Origin of the sequence: Paenibacillus terreus, assembly GCF_042138595.1 — a bacterium.
Classification (GTDB): domain Bacteria; phylum Bacillota; class Bacilli; order Paenibacillales; family Paenibacillaceae; genus Paenibacillus; species Paenibacillus terreus.
Map to the genome: position 1 here is coordinate 431,429 of NZ_JBHIRX010000002.1, position 19,311 is coordinate 450,739.

Below are 19,311 nucleotides of genomic sequence, written 5' to 3' on the forward strand. Positions count from 1 at the left end.
ATAATGATATCGATTTAACTGATCAGCCTAAGTATTCCGCAGCCAGGCCAAGAAACACTTTTCCCGCATTCAACAGCGCCCGTTCGTCAAAATCAAATTTGGGATGATGGTGGGAGTACTGGGTCCGGACATCCTCGGTTCTTGCCCCTACCTGGATGAAAGCACCCGGTCTTTGCTCCAGATAATAAGCAAAATCCTCGGCTCCCATTACCGGAGGCGGCTCAAGGAATGCATCCTCGCCAAAATGCTTTGTAACCAGCTTTTTCACCCTTTCCGTTTCTGCCGCCGGATTAACCAATGGGGGATATCCATTTAAATAGTGAATGTCAGAGCGCGCGCCGCCTGCCTCGCTTAATCCCTGAACAATGCTTCTGAGTTCTTCCTCAATCTGCTTGCGTATCTCCGGGCTGAATGTCCGTACCGTGCCCTGCAGCTCGGCTTTATCCGCAATGACATTAAACGCCGTTCCGGAAGAGAATTGTCCGACCGTCACCACCGCGGATTCGAGCGGATTCACTCTGCGGCTGACAATTTGCTGCAGCCCGCTCACGATCTGCGCTCCGATGACCAGCGCATCTACGGTTTGGTGCGGTCTGGCTCCATGCCCGCCTTTGCCGTGAATTTCAATCGTAAAGGCATCGACGGCAGCCATCGCCGGACCGGATCTCAATCCGAGCTTGCCGAGAGGATACTCGGAAGACAAATGAATTCCGTAAACCGCATCCACTTCATCGAGGCAGCCGTCCTCGATCATAAACTTGGCGCCGCCCGGCGGTTTTTCTTCAGCATGCTGGAAGATTAGCACCAGCTCTCCATGAAGCGCCTCCCGAAATTCCTGAAGCACATGTGCAACGCCAAGCAAAACAGCCGTATGACCGTCATGGCCGCAAGCATGCATCACGCCGGGCACCTCTGATTTGTAAGGAACATCCTTCTCATCCTGAATGGGCAAAGCGTCAAAATCCGCGCGGAAAGCGATGCGTGGCCCCGGGCTTCCGCCGCGTATAAAGCCCAGTACACCATTGCCGCCAACGCCGGTCCGGACTTCAATGCCGAAGGATTGAAGCTGCTCCGCAATAAAGCGGGCCGTGTTCTTTTCCTGAAAAGAAAGCTCCGGGTTCCGGTGCAAATATCTGCGCCATTCAATCAGCTGCTGTTCATGTTCGGCCAACCTGGCCGCAATAGCTTCATACATAACTTCGTCCTCCTGGTATGGATCATGGTTTTGTTCAAGCAACTATAAGTGCGTGTTCAAAAAGTCAGGTTTTCAGCACCGAAGCCTACGCTTCCGAAGTGCGTTTTTTCAAAACGCTGGAGTTGGATGAAGCTAGGGACTGGGGAGCGGAGCGTACTTGGGGTACGTGAGCCCCGGAAGGCCCGGCTGAATTCAAGATTCGATGTCGAGTCCGCTTCCTGACCTGCTTCGTGATCAAAAGATGACTTTTTTGAACAACCTCTATAAAGGATAATGACAGGCAACGAAACGGTCATCACCAGCCGGGACAAGCTCGGGTTGTTCCGTACGGCATTTGGCTGTGGCAAAAGGACAGCGCGTATGAAATCGGCAGCCGGACGGCGGACGGGCGGGTGAAGGGATTTCCCCCTGTATTCCGTTCGCCATGAACTGTTGTCCCGGGGTCATATGGGGAATGGATTCGATGAGCGCTCGGGTATATGGATGGGTGGGGCTCGCAAACAGCTCATGAGCAGGCGCGATTTCCACCAGCTTGCCCAAATACATTACGCCGATCCGGTCTGAAATATGCCGGACAATTTGCAGGCCATGGGCGATGAAAAGATAGGTCAACCCCAGCTTCTCCTGAAGCTCAAGCAGGAGGTTGACGATTTGCGCCTGCACGGATACGTCCAGCGCCGATACCGCTTCATCAGCCAGTATAAAGCGGGGACGCAGCGCAATTGCCCGCGCGATGCCGATGCGCTGCCGCTGCCCGCCGGAGAATTCATGCGGGTATCGGTCCATTGCGGAGGCAGCCAAACCAACCGACTCCAGCAGCTCCCCGACCCTGAGCTGTTTCTCCTTTCCGCTTAATCTGTCATGGACCTCAAGCGGTGCCCCGATGATCTCGCCCACCTTCCAGCGGGGGTCAAGTGAACCGTATGGGTCTTGAAAAATCATCTGGAAATCCCGGCGGATACTGCGAAGCTCCGCCGCGCGCAGCTTCGACAGCTCCCGTCCCTGAAATTTCACCTCACCGGAGGTTTGATTCTCCAACTGAAGCAGCAGCCGTCCCAGGGTTGATTTGCCACTGCCGGATTCCCCGACAAGCCCGAAGGTTTCCCCTTGCCGGATGGAGAAGCTGACATCGTCCACTGCACGGACAAAAGAACGGTGACCAAACCGTCCGCCTCTTATCGGGTAATATTTGCTGAGCCGGTTAATCTGGAATAGCTCCGGGGCGTCCATCAGGCGAGGGGACAGAACAGAGGCGGGAACGGAAACCTCACGGCTGGAAGGTGGTTCCTGCCCTGCGGATTTGCCGGTGGATGCCGACTGTTCGGCATGCCAGCAAGCGACGTCCCGGCCGTCTTTGTGTTCGAGCGGAGGCGCCTCCTGCATGCAGCGATCCGTAGCAAAGGGGCAGCGCGGGTGAAAGAGACAGCCAGACGGCAGGTCTGTCAGCGCCGGGATCGAGCCTTCGATGGACGGCAGCCGGGTTCCCTTTTCCGTGTCCAGTGTCGCCACGGACTGCAGCAGTCCCTGACTGTACGGATGGAGCGGCCGGCTGAACAGTTCGGCGGCCGCTGCCTGCTCGACGATCCGGCCTGCATACATCACGATGATCCGGTCGGCGATTTGTGCCGCCACGCCCAAATCATGCGTGATCAGCAGAATGGACATATTGAATTCCTGCTTCAGCTCCTGCAGCAGGCCCAAAATCTGGGCCTGAATAGTAACATCAAGGGCGGTCGTTGGTTCATCCGCGATTAACAGCTCGGGGCCGCAGGACAAGGCCATTGCGATCATGGCACGCTGCAGCATGCCCCCGGACAATTCACCCGGATACTGCTTCATCCGCATCCCGGGTTCGGGAATACCTACTCGTGACAACAGATATATAGCGCGCTTTCGGGCTTCAGCACGTGTTTTTTTACGATCATGGGTTAGAATAGTCTGCGTGATTTGATGGCCGATTGTATATACCGGATCGAACGCGGACATCGGCTCCTGAAAGATCATCGCCATCTTTTTACCCCTCAACAGACGCAGTTCCCTGGGGCTCGCCTGGGTCAAATCCATCCCGTTCAGGCGAATCCGTCCGCCGGTGATCCGTCCGTGTTCGAAATCAGTCAACCGCATCACGGCTTTCGAGGTCACCGTTTTTCCGCTGCCGGATTCGCCCACAAGGCAAATGTTCTCCCGGGGCGCTATCGTCAGGGAGATATCATACAGGACCTGTAAAGGTTCGGGCCGGGCGGGAAATTCAACGGACAGATGCTCGATTTCCAGTAGTGGTCTCAATGCTTGCCCTCCTTTGTCAGCTCAGATTTTGGCTTTCTTCGGGTCCAAATGGTCGCGCAGCCTGTCGCCAATCAGATTGACGGATAACACAAATAAGGTGATGGCAAGACCGGGAAAGGTGCAGATCCACCAAGCTACGGTCAGATAACCTCTGCCTTGAGATAATAGAGCTCCCCAATCGGGAATTTCCTTCACCAGCCCGAGTCCAAGGAAGCTTAACCCCGCTCCTGCCAAAATGGAGCTGCCGATACCCAAGGTAGCCATCACGAGCAGAGGGGATAGCGAACCAGGCAATACATGCTTGCGGAAGACGTCAAGGCGGGTCATTCCGATGGAAATGGCCGCAGTAATATATGGTCTCCCTTTAATGCTCATGATCTGTCCCCTCATGACCCGGGCGTAATTGGGAATGCCCGCCACAGCCACGGCCAGCACGATATTGAGCAGGCCCGGTCCCAATGCGGCGGCAATAGCCAGCGCCAGCAGGATGCCGGGAATGGTCATGAGGATATCGATGAAACGCATCAAAATCAGATCCCACTTGCCTCCAAGATAACCCGAGAGAGAACCGAGCACGCTTCCGGCCAAGCCTCCCACAACAACGGACATCAGACCGATAAACAGCGAATCCCGGCTGCCGTAAACGACAAGGCTGAACACATCCCGACCGAAATAGTCCGTACCGAACCAATGCTTGCTGCTCGGGGGCTGCAGAATGCTGTCTGTCTGCATCTCTGTAGGAGGATAGGGGGCAATCCACTGGGGAACCAGCGCACAGGCCAGCATGAACAAAATAATCCCCCCGGCTGCCAGCACAAACAGGTTGGCGATATTGACGCGCCGGAAGGATTGCAAGGGCTGAACTCTTTCGCTTGCGGTTCTCCAGAGCTTTTTATCTATTGCGGTGTCTCTCATTTTCTGTGAAACCTCCTTCCGCTTGAAGTTGCGCATATCGGCCAGGGCAGCGGCCGACTTAAGAACCGCCTGCTTTACAAAGATCTGCGCAATCGCGGATCAATCAGCGTGTATGAAAGATCCACCAGCAAATTCACGGTGACGTAAATAATCGCCGAGAAAAAGATGACTCCCTGCACGACCGGCAGATCTTTGGCCATAATCGCGTCAGCAAGGATGCGCCCGATTCCCTGCCTGGAGAACACCGTTTCGATGACGACCGTGCCAGCCAGCATTTCGCCGACCAGCATGCCGATCATCGTGATCGCCGGAATCAGCGCATTGCGGAGAGCATGGCGGTACATGACCGTTCTCTCTACGATGCCTTTGGCGCGCAAAGTGACGATGTAAGGCTCGTTCATCACTTCCAGCATGCTGTTCCGGACGAGGCGCACGATAAAGCCTGAGCCGATAATGCCCAAGGTGATGGAGGGAAGCACAAGTGTTTTCCAGCCGTCCGAGCCCATCGCGGGAAACCAGCTCAGATGAACGGAAAAGATCAGCAGCAGCAGAATACCGGACCAGAAGGTGGGCATCGAGATGCCGAACAAGCCTACGAGGCGGGCAAAAATGTCGATCCATCCGTTGCGGTGAATGGCTGAGAGCACGCCCAGCAGGATGCCGACAATGACCGAAATGGCCATGCTTGCGGCCGTCAGCGCCAGGGTGGGGGGAAAGCTGGTCAGAATTTTAGGCAGGACCGGACTGGAATCCAGCAGCGATCTGCCAAAATCCCCGCGCAGCAGGTCCCCGAAATAATCGAGCAGCTGAACGTATAAGGGACGGTCGACACCAAGCTGGTGGCGCAGTTGATTAATCATTTCCGGCGTGGCCGTGGACGGGTCCAGAATCGTATTGGTTGGGTCCCCTGGCAGCAAATAAAGGATGCAAAATACGAGGACTGCCGAGCCGAAAACCACCAGCAGCGAGCTGGCGAGCCTGCCCGCAATCATTCTGGTCATGATGCCGATACCTCCTCGTTTACATTTTTGCCTCGACTAATTTTGCAGCTTTACATCATTGAATATCGGATATCCCAGCACATCAAATTTCAAATTCTGAACCGATTTGGCGGCGGCTACGGTGTAAGGGAATACGTAGATCGGTATAATCACCGCCTGATCTTTAATGTACTGCTGCACTTTTTTATACAATTCAGCACGTTTGGCATCATCCGTCTCTACCGCACCCTGCTCAAGCCATTGATCCACCTGTGGATCAGAAAGCTTAGACAACGTAGTGGCGCCTGCGGCGGGCGTATGATAGAACGCATAAAGGGCGTTTGGATCGCCGTTAACCTGGCTGTTGCCGTACAAGTCATAATCCTGGTTCTGATAGATGACTGTCGCTACATCTTTCGTAATTTCCACCTGGACATCAATGCCGATTTTCTTTAGCTGCTGCTGGATCATGACCGCGATATCATTGCGTTTCTCACGGTTTGGCGAACCATCCACGTAATGAAGCGTCAGCTTTTTGCCATCCTTCTCTCGGATTCCGTCCGCACCCGGCTTCCAGCCGAGCTCATCCAGCAAAGCCGCCGCTTTGGCCTGATCAGGCTGAATCGAATTTTCCAGCGACTCATCATAGCTGAATACGCCAGGCGTCAAAGCGGACCAGGCCTGGTTATAGGTGCCTAAATACAAGGTTTTCACAATGGAACCAACGTCGATACCGTACTGCAGCGCCTGCCTTGCCTTCAGCTCATTCCAGGGCTCATGCTCCCGGTTGATGAACAAGGTGTAAGGCAACCCAATGGTATCGGTCTCCAAAATCTGAAAATTCGGATCGTTTTTTAAGGCAAGTACATTTTGCGGAGGAACTGTTTCGGCGGCAAGCACCTGTCCGCTTTGTACGCTGCCTATGCGCGTCGCTTCTTCGGGGACAATTTTGAACGTGATTTTATCCAAATAAGGGGCACCTTGATTATCCACCGTTTCCGGGGCCCAATTGTATTCAGGATTACGTTCCACGGTAATCTCGGAGTTCTCTTCCCATTTCACGAACTTGAATGGTCCGGTTCCGACCGGATGCTTGCCGAACTCATCCCCGTATTTCTTGACCGCCGTTGGCGAAATAATACTTAACGGGCCCTGGCTCAGGTTGCCCAGGAAAGCCCTGGATGGCTGGGACAGATTCAGCTTGATCGTATATTCGTCGATCACTTCGGAGGATTCGTAAGGGCTGATTTGGGCGGCGGCATTGCCTACCTTCACATTCGGATCAAGGATGCGGTCAAAGGTGAACTTCACGGCCTCCGCATTAAACGGTGTGCCATCATGGAATTTAACGCCTTTGCGCAGCTTGAACGTATAGCTTTTGTGGTCGTCGGATATGCTCCATTCCGTTGCGAGCCAAGGTTTAATCGTATTGTCCGGCAGTTTGACCACCAGATTATCAAATATGGACCGGTATACACGTGTGGCTACGGCCAAACCGCTTTGCTGCGGGGCCAGCGTATCGGGTGAAGTCGCCAGCGCATAGGTCAGTTCGCCGCCTGCAGTCGTCTGGCCTGAAGCGGCCTGATCCGCTCCGGCAGCCGTATTCTCTCCGCTGCCGCCGGAGCAGGCGGACAAGAGCAATGAAACCGTCAGAGTCAAAGCCGTCACATATCGATGCTGTTTGGATAATTTCATTTGTTCTGATCCCCCTGTGTTGAGAGTAGGTCAATTTGTGATTTTCTGTTTGGTGTAACGGTTCTCAGGATAGGCCAGCCCCAGATGCCCGCGCAGCGTATCCTCTTCATACTCGTTACGGTACAACCCGCGCTGCTGAAGAAGCGGGACCACCTGATCCACGAAATCATGGAAGCCGCCGGGCACACCGGACCCGATAATAAAGCCATCGGCTGCTTCCTCCCGGAACCATTCCTCAAGCTGATCCGCGATATGCTCCGGTGTTCCGATAAACGCCGTTCTTGGCGTGGAAGCCCGCAGCGCAACTTGACGCAAGGTCAAATGGAGCTCTTTTGCGTCTTTTTTGATTTTGTCCGTCGTGCTGCGGAAGCCGTCAGATCCGAAATCCCCCAGCTCGGGAAACGGTTCATCCAGCGGATATTGAGTAAAGTCATGATAGCCGAAGAAACGGCTTAAGTAAGTCAGGGCGTCATGAATGGACCCCAGCCCCGCAATCTCCTCATATTTGCGCTCGGCCTCTTCCGCCGTCCGGCCCACAATGACGGATATCCCAGGAAAAATCAGCACTTCTCCCGGAGAACGGCCATAAGCCTGCGCCCTTGTTTTGACATCTTTATAGAAGGCGCGCGCTTCCTCCAGTGTCTCCTGTCCGGTAAATACGGCATCCGCCGTTTTGGCCGCCAAATTGCGTCCCGCCTCGGAGGAGCCGGCCTGGAATATAATCGGACGTCCCTGTTTGGAACGGGCGATGTTCAATGGACCCTGTACGGAGAAAAATTCACCTTTATGATTAAGGCGATGAAGTTTGGCCGGATCAAAAAACACGCCGCTTGTTTTGTCCCGGATAAACGCATCGTCCTCCCACGAATCCCACAGCCCTGTTGCAACCTCCAAATATTCCTCAGCGATCCGGTAGCGGTCGTCATGGGCCGGATGCCTGCCTTTATTGAAGTTGGCGGCAGCGCCATCGGATGGAGAGGTGACGACATTCCAGCCGGCGCGCCCGCCGCTGATGTGATCAAGCGAGGAAAATTGGCGTGCCACCGTAAAAGGCTCACTGTAGGAGGTGGACAATGTTCCGACAAGTCCGATTTGCGAAGTTGCGGCAGCCAATGCGGACAGCAGTGTGAGGGGCTCAAACCGGTTCAGAAAATGGGGAATGGAATTTTCGTTAATATGAAGCCCATCCGCTATAAATACAAAATCAAATTTACCGGCTTCCGCTTTCCGGGCCAGATCCACGTAAAGCGGGAAACGAATGCTGGCATCCGCCTCCACCTCGGGATGTCTCCATAAGGACATGCTGGAACCAACGCCTTGCAGGAAGGTTCCCAATTTGAGATATCGATTTTGAGCCATGCTGTTTCTCCCCTTTCTCCAGCTAAAAAACAAATCCCGTCTAAACGACTTGGATTACTGTAATTTATATCTGCTATAATAGGCTATCAACCGGACAATGTATATTTGAAAAATTCAATACATCCATTTAAAGTTTCGATTGATTTCACAAAACAGTGGTTCAAATGCTGTTGGGTGGTCAAGGGCACAATTTGCTTTTGGGCGATACCTTTTCTATCATTAAAAGTGGAATTGTATTAAAAATCCAAAATCAAGGGAGTGGATCGTACATGTCAGACCGTATTCGACTGGGTAAAACGGATTTGCTTGTAAACCGGATCGGATTAGGAGCTAACGCGGTTGGCGGGCATAATCTCTATCCTGATTTGAATGAAGAAACAGGCAAGGACGTCGTACGCACTGCGCTGGAGCTTGGGGTTAACTTTTTGGATACAGCTTTTATCTACGGACCGGGCCGCTCGGAGGAGCTGATCGGGGAGGTGCTGAAGGAGACCGGGCGGGACAAGGCCGTGATCGCCACCAAAGGCGCGCATAAATTCGTGGACGGCCAAACCGTGATGGACAACTCGCCGGCTTTTCTGCAGCAGTCGGTGGAGGATAGTCTGAAGCGGCTGGGGACGGATTATATCGACTTGTTTTACATTCATTTCCCGGACGAAAACACGCCGAAAGACGAAGCGGTCGGCGCTCTGCAAAAGCTGAAGGAGGAGGGCAAAATCCGCGCCATCGGCGTATCCAACTTCTCCGTCGAACAGCTGCGGGAAGCGAACAAGGACGGCTATGTTGATGTGTTGCAATCCGAATACAACCTGTTTGTGCGCGGAGCCGAACAGGAGTTGCTGCCTTACTGCAGCAGTAGCGGCATTTCGTTTGTGCCTTATTTCCCGCTCGCTTCCGGGCTGCTTGGCGGTAAATATACGCCTGAGACGAAGTTTAACGATTTCCGCGCGCACATTCCGTTATTCCAGGGAGAAGCGTTTCTCCGCAATCTGGAGAAGGTGGAGCAGGCCCGGCTGATTGCCGACCAAAAAGGCGTGGAGCTTGCGCATCTCGTACTTGCCTGGTATTTGAAGCAGCCGGCCATCGACGTGCTCATTCCCGGCGCCAAGAAGCCGGAGCAAGTGAAGGAGAATCTGAAAACGCTGGACGTCAGCCTGACTGATTCGGAGACCCAAGCGATCAGCGAGATTTTCCGCGATTAAGGGCAATAGCGCGACGGGACGCCTGCGCGTGCCAACAGTTTAACCCCTGCGCACAATGCGGCGCAGGGGTATTTGTTTAATGCTCGCGGTTGTTGAACGACGGCTTTTTTCCAGATGATATAGGCGATCAGCATAATGGTACCCGTTCCGATCAATACCTGATTGAACATCATGAACTTGGGCGAATTATAGGTGGTCATGAGTCCAAGGGCGATCAGCGTTCCAGGCAGCAGCCACGGAATCATCATGCCATATTCATAGGCCATATTAATCTTATGTTTATCTTTCTGCACGATACGGGATGTGATCAAAGCCAGAATGACCACAAGTATGGCTGCGGCCAGGGAATACACGATACTGATGGCGAACGGCCGGAATGCTTCTGCCGAAGTGAAAATCGTCAAATAATTGCTCAGCGTCAGTTCATTAAGGTTCAATACCCCGGAACGAATCGCCTGGGAGCTGGAGAACGAATAGAGAACAACCAGTATGATGGGAACAGCATAAATGAGAAACAGTACATATGCCAGCGCATGTGCGGCGATGTTCAATGCCGGATTGTTTATTTTTTGCTTCTGGATTTTGGACTTTACTTTGGAGACGGAGATATAATTTCCGTTCTTTTCAAACCTGTTCATGACGGCCAGCAAAACGACCGCCGCGATGCCCAGAATAACGGCCAATAATGCCGCAATATCCTGCGAGTAGCTGCTTTTGGCGAAGGTCATAATGACAGGGTTAATGGTCTGAAAATCCGGCCCGCCCAGCACCAAAGGAGCAAACATGCCAATTTAATCACATTATTGGGAGGGCTGTCGCCTTGCGCTTCGGTGTTTGAGAATGAGGAGATTTTGGAGCTGTACCCTTGGCTGCGGGGGATCGAGCGGCATTTTAAGACGGGATGGCGCAGAAAACGCCTTGGCTCATCCCCGGATATAAACGAAAACCGGTTTGAAAGAATCCTGGGAATGGCCGTACGAAACGCGGCACTGGGCATTATGTCGATCCCGGACGCGTTGAGTGCCGCGCAGCAGCAGTATGAAAGGGAATTTATTCGGAGCGAAAAGCTTCGATAATGAACGATATCGCTTTGGCTGCTGCCGGTGAACCTTTCTTGAAAGAAAGGGCGGCCAGGCCAATAGTTCTATGAGCCTTCGGCGCAAGCGGGCGGACGCAAATGCCTGACGGACAATCAGCCAGAATTGTCCCGGGTAGAATGCTGATGCCCAGCCCGCTGCGCACCATGGCTATAATGGCATGGTCATCCTCCAACTCGAAACGTACGTTGGGCGTCTCTCTCTGTGACGAGAACCATTTGCGCACGTCCGTATCGCAGCCTTTGGCTGGCATAATAAACGGCTCTTCCGTGATATGATCCAAGGTTATGTATTCTTCTCCACTCAGTTTATGGTTGGAAGGCGTGATGCACAGGAGTTGATCCTGTTTCAATTCAATCTGCTCCAAGCCCTGGGCGGCTGGCAGATTGACAAAGCCGAAATCCACCGTGCCCTTCGCAATCCAGCTTTCAATCTCCTGGTAATCCCCGTCACGGAGTTTGATATCGATGAGAGGATACTGGTCCTGAAAATTTTTGATAATATCAGGCAACCAGTGCATGGATACACTCGTAAAAGTACCGATCGTGACCACACCGGTTTCCAGTCCTTTGATGAGATCAGCTTCCTGCAGAAGCTTGCCCTGCAGGTGCACCATGTCTTGCATGTATCCCCATAAACGCTCTCCCTCTTGAGTTAACCGTACCCCAGAGCGTTCCCGATGAAGGAGTTGGAGCTCCAGTTCTCCTTCAAGGCTTGCAATCGCATGGCTAACCGCCGACTGGGTCAGATTCAATCGTTCCGCAGCTTTTGTCAGGCTCCCGGTTTCAACGACTTTGAGCAGGATTTCATATTTGAATAAGCTCATGCTGCACCTCGCTTTTACATGAAAAAGTTTCACATAGACCATTCTAAACATTCATTTTATTTATTGAAAGGGTACTCTTATAATTCTAATAGAATGAACGACGAGGAGGAAGAAACATGGATTCCATTGCAAAAACACCGGAGCCGCCCTACTATGCGGTCATATTTACTTCGCAGCTGTCGGACGGCGACAACAAGGGCTATGAAGCCATGGGGGATAAAATGGTGGAGCTTGCGTCACAGCAGAAAGGCTTTCTTGGCATAGAAAGTGTACGGTCTGCGGATGGCGTCGGGATTACCGTTTCCTACTGGGACTCGCTGGAAAGCATCAAGGCATGGAAGGAGCACAGCTTGCATAGAGTCGCGCAGGAAAAAGGGAAGTCGCAATGGTACGAGCGTTACGCTTTGAGGGTGAGCAAGGTTGAACGGGACAGCTTCATGAATTTATGAGACTTGAGCGGCTCAACTCGCTCATGATACGAACAAACTCCTTTGCTGCAGGTGCAGACTCGGCAAAGGAGTGTGCTATTACGCCAATCTCGCGGGTGACGGCGGGATATAAATCTTTGACCAGAAAATCATGCGAGACAGAGGAGAGGGTAAACTTCGATATGATGCCGATCCCCAGATTTTTCTTCACCAGCTGAACTAACGTCTCGGCTGTCTGCACCGTCAGATTTTCATGCAGAGGAATATGGTGCTCCTGAAGAATCAAGGATAAAGATGTCTCATGCCCGCCTTTACAGAAGATAAGTTCATCCTGGTGTTGTTCAATATCGATACGATCCATATCTTTCAATGAGTGGTTCCGTGGAATAATAGCAACCATGTGATCCTGCACCAGGCTCATGTTTTCAAAGTCATCAAAGGGAGAGGCTACGATTCCTATATCCACCGTCCTGTCAGCCACCCACTCCTTGATCTGATTGGAGGTTCCTTCTGTCAGTTCGATGCGGACAAGCGGATACCTGGATCGGAACAAAGCGATAACCTCCGGCAGCAGCTTTGTGGATGCCGCAGGAAAAGAGCCCACTTTTACCTTACCTCTGAGCAGCTTGTTTTCCCGGTCGGCGATCTGCTGGATTTTGCTCTCAATCGCCATCATTTCCCGGGCCAGCAGCAGTATTTCCTTTCCCGCCCCGGTGAGGATCAAACCTCTATGCTTATCCCGCGCAAACAGGAGAATATTCAGGGAGGATTCCAGGTTTTTCAGCGCCTTGCTGACCGCCGGCTGTGAGATGTACAGCTCCTTGGCGGCCTCCGTAATATTCAATTTTTCCGCAACCTTGATGAAAATCCTGAGATTGTTCATATTCATCTGTCTAGCTCTCCCATTACTATTTGGTTATATCAGCTATTCCAAATATGTATTTCCGGTTATACATTTCCATGATCTAAGATGAAAAGGCAAAAGTCAATGCCACTTAGAGGAGGAACTGCTGTATGACACCAGATCAAGAAACCAATCTGACGGGAATGGCGTTAGATGGGGGCTCGCCTGCCTGGCGGATATGGAGAACAGCCTGGATGGTGACGGCCGTGTTTATTTTATCGAATTCGGCCACTCCGCTGTATGTTTATTGGCAGGGGGAGATGGGCTTTTCCAATGGGACTTTAACGATTATCTTTGCGGCTTATATAGCCGGTTTGCTTATGGCGCTGCTCATTGCCGGCCAGCTTTCCGACAGGTTTGGCCGAAAGCCGGTGCTATTTCCGGGGCTTGTCGCGGCTGTTCTTGCGAGTCTTTTGTTTCTTGTCGCAACCTCCGTACCCGTTCTGCTCATCGCCCGCTTTTTATCCGGGATCGCTGTAGGGGTGATTGTGTCGGCAGGCATGGCGTCCGTGGTGGACAGCGGCGGGCCAGACCGGAAGGAGCTGGCTTCACTGGCGGCTTCAGTGGCAATGGTGATGGGAGCCGGGATTGGTCCGCTGCTGGCGGGGGTTCTGGCTGAGGCTCTTGAGCGTCCGGTGGTTCCCATTTACCTGATTCAGCTTGTCATTCTGGCAAGTGCTTTTCTGGCTACGGCTGCGATTCCTGGCAATCGTGCGGATTTTCATCATGGAAAAAGCTTTCGTCTGAGACTTCCCGCTGTGCCCTCGGCGAACCGGCTGCATCTGGCCTTCGGCATCGCCGTATTTGCACCGGGCATCACTGCAACCTCGTTTGTTTTATCGCTTGGTCCATCGCTGCTCTCACAGCTTCTCCATGTAACAAGCCCGCTTGTGGCAGGGGGAACAGCCTGTATCATGTTCATGAGCGCCACCGGCGTTCAGTTCGCACTTAAAAGGCTGCCGATCCGCAAAATTTTCCTAATAGGTTCTATGGCAACCATTTTGTCTATGTGCAGTATAGTAATCGCTGTTCATTTCTCAGCTGCCGTACTGCTTGTGCTCGCTGCTGTTCTGGCCGGCATCGGTCAAGGCCTGGGGCAGCTGGGAGGGCTGACGCTGATCGGTCTTCATGTTCCTGAGCAGCGCAGGGCGGAGGCTAATGCGGTTCTCAATATGGGAGGTTATATCCCTGCTGCGCTGCTGCCTGTCTGCACAGGCTATCTTATCGATTATACCGGCCTGGAAGCGGGGGCGATGGTGTTTGCGGTTATCCTGTCAGCGGCAGCGCTTGCTGCGATTCTATTTGTCCGGATTAGTTTCGCTGCGAAATAAAGAGGGTCCTCTATTGGCAAACGCAGGAAGAAGGGTGATAGAATGGAGCTAACTTTTATTCCTGGAGGTCAAAGATGATTGAAGATTTCTATTGCGAAGAGGTATTAAGCGGACGTACTGCGGTAGAAAAGGTGATCGAGACGGAAAATGTGCTGGCATACCATCATACGCGGCCGTTCTGGCCGGTACATATCGTTGCAATTCCCAAAAAACATATATCTTCACTCCTGACTCTGGAGCCTGCCGACAACGATCTGCTTATTGAACTGATGGATGTTGTTAAAAAGGTTGCTTCCCAGGTGACAGCAGAACACGGTGCCTGCCGGGTCGTCACGAATCTCGGAAAATATCAGGATTCCAAGCATCTGCATTTTCATATTGCACATGGCGAGCCTTTGCATAACAACGAATGAAGCAGCAAATTGCGGCTTATCAGGATGTCACGGTCTTTTTCGCCAAGGCGGCTATCTGATGCAAATGACCTGAAATTCGGCCGATATGTAACTAATTGCTAATCAATCCCGTTAGTTAATTAAGAAGAAAAATCAATTGGGAAGGATAGAAGACGATGAAGAAATGGTTGTGTCTGTTTATATCAGCAGTTATGGCCCTTAGCCTCGAAACGGGTGCTCTAGCAGATGCCGCTCCCGCATCCTCAATGGAGCCGAAGGGCGATGTGGCGAAAATGTACAGGGTTAAGCATGAAATGAAATTTGATCTTCAAGGAAAAGATGCCACGTTAGACGGAAAGGCTATTGCAGCGGACAAACCCATACTAAAAGGGGGCCGTGTATATGTTCCTCTCCGTACCCTTCGGCAGTCTGGTGCAGCTGAAAGCGTTACCTGGAATGCCGCGAAACGGCAGGTACAGGTCGTGATCCATCCTGAGGTGCAGCCGCCGCTTAGTAAGCTGACCTTCCGGATCGGTTCGGAGGATGCGTACCTTTCGGATGGAAGCGCGATCGGCGAGAAAATACCGGCACCGTTCCTTGCTTCGGGAAAGGTTTATGTACCGGTAAGGGCGTTATCCTGGCTTGGAATGTCGGTCTCAACCGAGAAGAACACGGTGGTCTGGAGGTGGAGCGATAAAGTCATAGAGGTATTAAAACCTGAATGGGAGACTGATCAAGCCAGCACCACGTTCACCATGCTGTATCAGAAGGATATGTATATTCCGCAATACATGTATTCATTAGGAAGCGGCGGTTGGGGAGGCGAAACAGGCAAGGTAACGGAAAAGGATATATCCATGGATGGGCGGATGTATAACCGGATGCAGTTTACCGTAAAATTGCGCCCCGGGCCCAATGCGGTGATGCTCACCGCAGTATCGGCTGGCAGCAAGATCGTTACTGTGAAGAGGAAGGTAACAGATATGAGCTCGCTACCGATCACCGTATTGGAGATGGGGAAGGAGAACATTGCTTTCACCAGCCCCCTTCATGGCTATATCCAGGCAAAACCTGGACAAAAGATTGAAGTGTCGGGAGACATCCTGCAGCATGATGACCTGTTCGATAATCTGACCATCAGCGTTGAACGGTATCAACCGTCAAGCAAGGACAGTTATCAAGTCTATGAAGAGATTAAAAGCTTCAAGCTGCCCATTAAGAACCAAAAGTTCACAGGCTCGTTCACATTAAGTGAAAAGGGCAGCTATCTGATCAGAGTGATCAGTCCTGCCTATATTCCTTCCCCCGAACACGGACCATCGATGACGCAATGGGCTGAATTCGCGGTAGAAGTAGAGAAGTGACACAAGGTGTAAAAAAAGTCCAACTTATTGCTTTTAAAGTTGGACTTTTCCTTCAACTTGACGTAGTTATGACCTTCTTTTTGTCCTGTTTCACATATCTGCCCATTTTCCGGGTAACTCAATATAGCTCTCGCCTTTTCCTACATATACCGTTTGTCTTGCTATTTTTGTTGCTTCCTGGGAAGCCCAGGGTCCCTTGAAGTTCGAATGCACATGATAGGCAGGGAAGTTGGAAGAAGAAACCTCAACCCGAATAAACGATCCTTTCTGCAGCTGCCAGGCCGTCGGCCACATCTCGATCTTTACATCTACAGGCTCGCCAGGCGTGTAGACCAGAGGACGATCGCTGTTGTTGCGGTATACAAGAGAGGTGATGCCATCCACGATATTAAAGCTTCGCCCATCGGGGAAAACCTCCATGAGCTTTACGCTAAAGGCCGTATCTTCCGCATCAGTGCTCACTTTCAGGGATACCTGTATTTTACCGGTTATGTTTTGCGGTTCCTCAAAAACCGGAGAATCAAAGTAGAGAACATCACTCCGCTGCCGGTGATCCGGCTGCAGCAGGCTTCCATGCGGGGCTCCGCCGAAGCCCGGGATAATCCAGGCTAATAACGCGCTTCCGCCGTGAGTAGGCAGCGGGTTTTGCGGATCATATTCATACTGCACCTTTCCCGATGCAGAGGGTTCTCTGCCCAGCCTTCCTGTAATGCGGGAAGAGCCTTCATCCGCGGATAAATACATACGCCGGGAAACGCCCGCAAGAGGCCAGGCATCTGCATGCTCCCATTTGCCTGCTCCGATCCGGTAATAAGAAACCGGGTGAGAAGGGGCTGAATGTTCATGTTTAAGATGAACCGCGAACCATTCCAATCCAGCTTTAATTCTGGCCGTTCCCAGAAGGTTGGCATCCGATAGTCGAGCTCTCCGGGAGAGTTTCCGATATGATCCCAGGGACCGATGACCAGTCTGCTCGATTTTTTTATTTCATCAGGAAGCAGTTCATAGCCTTTTAGAGCGCCTTCAAGGTGGTGATCGAACCAGCCTTCCACCACGAAGACAGGGATATTGATTTTTTGCGGAATTTGCAGGAGCAGGGACCAGATTCCCTGCTGCCAATACTCCGACGCGCGGCTCGTTTCCGAGATGTAATGCTGGTAGAAGGACAGGGGCTGACCGAACAGCTCTTGGTCTGCAATTTGATGTGGCCGGATTTGTAATGCCTGCTGATATAATGTGCCTGGATGGGCCTCTGTCTTGATTCCGGAATTGGCAAAAGCCCATGAAGTATAAATATCGTGCCGGAACATGCCGTTAGAATACATCTGCCCATACCTGTCAACCCCGAACAAGTCAAGGAACACCGTCTTCACTTCAGGAGGAAAAGCATCCGCAATAATCCATGTCGTGTAAGACGAATAGGATTGGCCGAACAGAGCAATATTCCCGTTTTGAAAAGGCTGCTGAACCAGCCACTGCAGTGTATCGATCCCGTCCTCGCGTTCATTCACGAACGGCTCCCATTTTCCTTCAGAAGCTCCGGTGCCGCGGCAGCTTTGAATCAGGACGGCGTAACCGTGCTTTACAAAATGCATGCAGCTCGCTTCATGGTAAGAGTGGATATGGGGATACGGATGACGAATGAGAATGCAAGGCCAGCTTTCGCCCTGATCCGGAACATACAAGGAGGCATCAAGCAGTATGCCGTCCCGCATGGGGATTTTCACGTTTTGCACGCCCTTGACCTCGAAGCTCCCCGGCTCGATCTCCCGTTCGATTTGGGAAGCAATCTGCAGCATTTCGGGATCCAGTTGAAATTTGTTCATACTAAGTGCCACCTTCTTTGATAAGTTAATGCTGAGGCTGGTTTATTGCCGGGCTTAATGGTTGCGCCTTCTTGGAACCCAGCCTGATGATGATCAAGATCGCGAGGAAGGCAACTGCGTACATCACCAAATTGTAAACCAGTGAGACGGAATAGGATTGCGTGCTGTCAAACAGAGTACCATGCATATATACAGATAACGCATTGGAGATCGCGCCGAACATCATGATGATCGATAAAAATTGGCTGTAGTCCCTGGAACCAAAAGATGTACGAATCAGCAGTGGCAGTGCGATCAGGACAATGGCTTGCCCAAGACCGCTGGCAAAACCTGAACCGTTGAGCAGCAATGGCTGATGAATCCACCCCATACTGTACCAGCCCATACTGCCAACTAGAGCAAAGAGCAGCACTACAGTGCCTGGTTTAACTTTATCCAGCAAATATCCCATTAAAAACTTGCCGGCCGCCGCTCCCAGCAGAAGGGCCGACATCACACTGGCGCCAACGGTTAAAGTGAAGCCGAAATTTTCAGCCAGGGCAGGAACGTGCTGGACAAGTGAACCGGCTGACTGCAGCGCTACCACGGCGAGGATGTACAAATAAAAAGCCGGAAACTTGTATGCATTTTTAAAGGAGGCACCTTCCGATTCTGAACCCGTATCCATTGCGGGCTCCCCGGCCAGGACAGTGGTATCTTTTGTTTCCCTTCCATAGGGCATGACACCGTTTTCAGGTTTGAACTTGATAATGAACAAGGAAATGGGAAGCAGAAGCACCAGAGTCAGAATGCCCATAATGGTGTAAGCCGTTCTCCACCCAAAGTTCAGGATCCAGTCGCTGACTAAAGGATTGAATAAGGAACCTCCTACGGCAGTGAGGGCGCCGGTGATTCCAAACAGCATACCCAGCTTCTTCTCAAACCAGTTCCCCAGCAAAATAGGGATGGAGATCATGATCGAGATTTGCTGGGCAAAACCCATGAGCACTTTAATTACATAAAAAGGAGTGATCGACTGAATAAATGAGCAGGCTATGAAACCAAAGCCTACGATTGCAAAAGAAACAGAAAGAAGAAGCTTTGTATTGACTTTTTTGAACAGCGTTCCCGCAAACAGCAGGGCGACAGCGCCGGCAATGCCGTTCAGCGTTGCATTCAAAGAAATTTGCGCTCTGGTCAAATGCAAATCCTCACTCATTCCTCCCCAGAATAGGCCGGCCGTATTCACCGTCAGACCGAAACCGACAAATGAAATGATACAGCAGCTGAGAAAAATAAACCATGCGTAATGAACCTTGTCTTTCATCCTGTTTCCCCCTTGGAGTGTGTCATAAAATACGATCATTCCACTATTCGGAATACCATTCTAAAAATCGAAGAAATAAAAAACCATTTCTTTTTTCGTTCTACTATGTGGAATGATATTCTTGAATATGGAATGACTTTAGATTATAATCTGGATATTAGCATACGCTTACATGTTTATCAAGAATGGATTATTTGGGAGATAG

Annotated in this window: 17 protein-coding genes and 1 pseudogene; 6 read left to right on the forward strand and 12 right to left on the reverse strand. The window is 51.7% G+C overall.

Annotation, left to right across the window (positions count from 1 at the left end; translation table 11 throughout):
* Positions 1-22: 22 nt before the first annotated feature.
* The 6 genes from ACE5KN_RS06195 to ACE5KN_RS06220 all read right to left on the reverse strand — a co-directional run bounded on the left by ACE5KN_RS06195 (position 23) and on the right by ACE5KN_RS06220 (position 8,430).
* The gene (locus ACE5KN_RS06195; protein ID WP_375524488.1) at positions 23-1,195 is read right to left on the reverse strand and encodes a M20 metallopeptidase family protein; all 1,173 of its coding nucleotides are present in this window, start codon (positions 1,193-1,195) and stop codon (positions 23-25) included.
* A 261-nt stretch (positions 1,196-1,456) separates the two neighbouring features.
* Positions 1,457-3,481: an ABC transporter ATP-binding protein gene (locus ACE5KN_RS06200; RefSeq protein ID WP_375524489.1), complete on the reverse strand. Its 2,025-nt coding sequence runs from the start codon at positions 3,479-3,481 to the stop codon at positions 1,457-1,459.
* A 21-nt stretch (positions 3,482-3,502) separates the two neighbouring features.
* The gene (locus tag ACE5KN_RS06205; protein ID WP_375524490.1) at positions 3,503-4,396 is read right to left on the reverse strand and encodes an ABC transporter permease; all 894 of its coding nucleotides are present in this window, start codon (positions 4,394-4,396) and stop codon (positions 3,503-3,505) included.
* Positions 4,397-4,470: 74 nt separating this feature from the next.
* A complete protein-coding gene (locus ACE5KN_RS06210) occupies positions 4,471-5,397 on the reverse strand; it encodes an ABC transporter permease (RefSeq protein ID WP_375524491.1) in 927 nt (308 codons plus the stop codon).
* A 36-nt stretch (positions 5,398-5,433) separates the two neighbouring features.
* A complete protein-coding gene (locus tag ACE5KN_RS06215) occupies positions 5,434-7,071 on the reverse strand; it encodes an ABC transporter substrate-binding protein (RefSeq protein WP_375524492.1) in 1,638 nt (545 codons plus the stop codon).
* A gap of 30 nt (positions 7,072-7,101) precedes the next feature.
* Positions 7,102-8,430 (reverse strand): LLM class flavin-dependent oxidoreductase, encoded by a 1,329-nt coding sequence (locus tag ACE5KN_RS06220; protein ID WP_375524493.1) that lies wholly within the window; start codon positions 8,428-8,430, stop codon positions 7,102-7,104.
* A 269-nt stretch (positions 8,431-8,699) separates the two neighbouring features.
* On the opposite strand from ACE5KN_RS06220, the gene ACE5KN_RS06225 reads away from it, so the two are divergent.
* Entirely contained in the window at positions 8,700-9,632 is a 933-nt protein-coding gene (locus ACE5KN_RS06225; protein ID WP_375524494.1) for an aldo/keto reductase, read from the forward strand.
* On the opposite strand, the gene ACE5KN_RS06230 is transcribed toward ACE5KN_RS06225, so the two are convergent.
* Positions 9,629-10,417, reverse strand: coding sequence for an ABC transporter permease family protein (locus ACE5KN_RS06230; protein ID WP_375524495.1), 789 nt, complete (start codon positions 10,415-10,417; stop codon positions 9,629-9,631). The genes ACE5KN_RS06225 and ACE5KN_RS06230 overlap by 4 nt on opposite strands.
* Before the next feature lie 18 nt (positions 10,418-10,435).
* Between ACE5KN_RS06230 and ACE5KN_RS06235 the strand changes: the two genes are divergently transcribed.
* Positions 10,436-10,708: a hypothetical protein gene (locus tag ACE5KN_RS06235; RefSeq protein WP_375524496.1), complete on the forward strand. Its 273-nt coding sequence runs from the start codon at positions 10,436-10,438 to the stop codon at positions 10,706-10,708.
* Here ACE5KN_RS06235 and ACE5KN_RS06240 read toward each other — a convergent pair.
* Positions 10,683-11,555: a LysR substrate-binding domain-containing protein gene (locus tag ACE5KN_RS06240; RefSeq protein WP_375524497.1), complete on the reverse strand. Its 873-nt coding sequence runs from the start codon at positions 11,553-11,555 to the stop codon at positions 10,683-10,685. The two genes, ACE5KN_RS06235 and ACE5KN_RS06240, sit on opposite strands and share 26 nt — an antisense overlap.
* A gap of 116 nt (positions 11,556-11,671) precedes the next feature.
* On the opposite strand from ACE5KN_RS06240, the gene ACE5KN_RS06245 reads away from it, so the two are divergent.
* The gene (locus ACE5KN_RS06245; RefSeq protein WP_375524498.1) at positions 11,672-12,004 is read left to right on the forward strand and encodes an antibiotic biosynthesis monooxygenase family protein; all 333 of its coding nucleotides are present in this window, start codon (positions 11,672-11,674) and stop codon (positions 12,002-12,004) included.
* Here the strand turns inward: ACE5KN_RS06245 and ACE5KN_RS06250 are convergent.
* Entirely contained in the window at positions 11,991-12,872 is an 882-nt protein-coding gene (locus ACE5KN_RS06250; RefSeq protein ID WP_375524499.1) for a LysR family transcriptional regulator, read from the reverse strand. The genes ACE5KN_RS06245 and ACE5KN_RS06250 overlap by 14 nt on opposite strands.
* Positions 12,873-12,997: 125 nt before the next feature.
* Between ACE5KN_RS06250 and ACE5KN_RS06255 the strand changes: the two genes are divergently transcribed.
* The 3 genes from ACE5KN_RS06255 to ACE5KN_RS06265 all read left to right on the forward strand — a co-directional run bounded on the left by ACE5KN_RS06255 (position 12,998) and on the right by ACE5KN_RS06265 (position 15,974).
* Entirely contained in the window at positions 12,998-14,218 is a 1,221-nt protein-coding gene (locus ACE5KN_RS06255) for an MFS transporter (protein ID WP_375524500.1), read from the forward strand.
* A 74-nt stretch (positions 14,219-14,292) separates the two neighbouring features.
* Complete coding sequence (locus tag ACE5KN_RS06260; RefSeq protein ID WP_375524501.1) at positions 14,293-14,631, forward strand: HIT domain-containing protein; 339 nt, start codon at positions 14,293-14,295, stop codon at positions 14,629-14,631.
* Positions 14,632-14,786: 155 nt separating this feature from the next.
* Positions 14,787-15,974 carry a stalk domain-containing protein gene (locus tag ACE5KN_RS06265; protein WP_375524502.1) on the forward strand — a complete coding sequence of 396 codons (1,188 nt, stop codon included), beginning with the start codon at positions 14,787-14,789 and terminating at the stop codon, positions 15,972-15,974.
* Between the two features lie 90 nt (positions 15,975-16,064).
* Here ACE5KN_RS06265 and ACE5KN_RS06270 read toward each other — a convergent pair whose 3' ends face one another.
* The 3 genes and pseudogenes from ACE5KN_RS06270 to ACE5KN_RS06280 form a co-directional block, all read right to left on the reverse strand.
* Positions 16,065-16,847 carry a CocE/NonD family hydrolase gene (locus ACE5KN_RS06270; protein WP_375524503.1) on the reverse strand — a complete coding sequence of 261 codons (783 nt, stop codon included), beginning with the start codon at positions 16,845-16,847 and terminating at the stop codon, positions 16,065-16,067.
* A 71-nt stretch (positions 16,848-16,918) separates the two neighbouring features.
* A pseudogene (locus tag ACE5KN_RS06275) lies at positions 16,919-17,800 on the reverse strand (CocE/NonD family hydrolase); the annotation flags it as partial.
* Between the two features lie 25 nt (positions 17,801-17,825).
* Positions 17,826-19,106, reverse strand: coding sequence for an MFS transporter (locus tag ACE5KN_RS06280; RefSeq protein WP_375524504.1), 1,281 nt, complete (start codon positions 19,104-19,106; stop codon positions 17,826-17,828).
* Positions 19,107-19,311 lie beyond the last annotated feature (205 nt).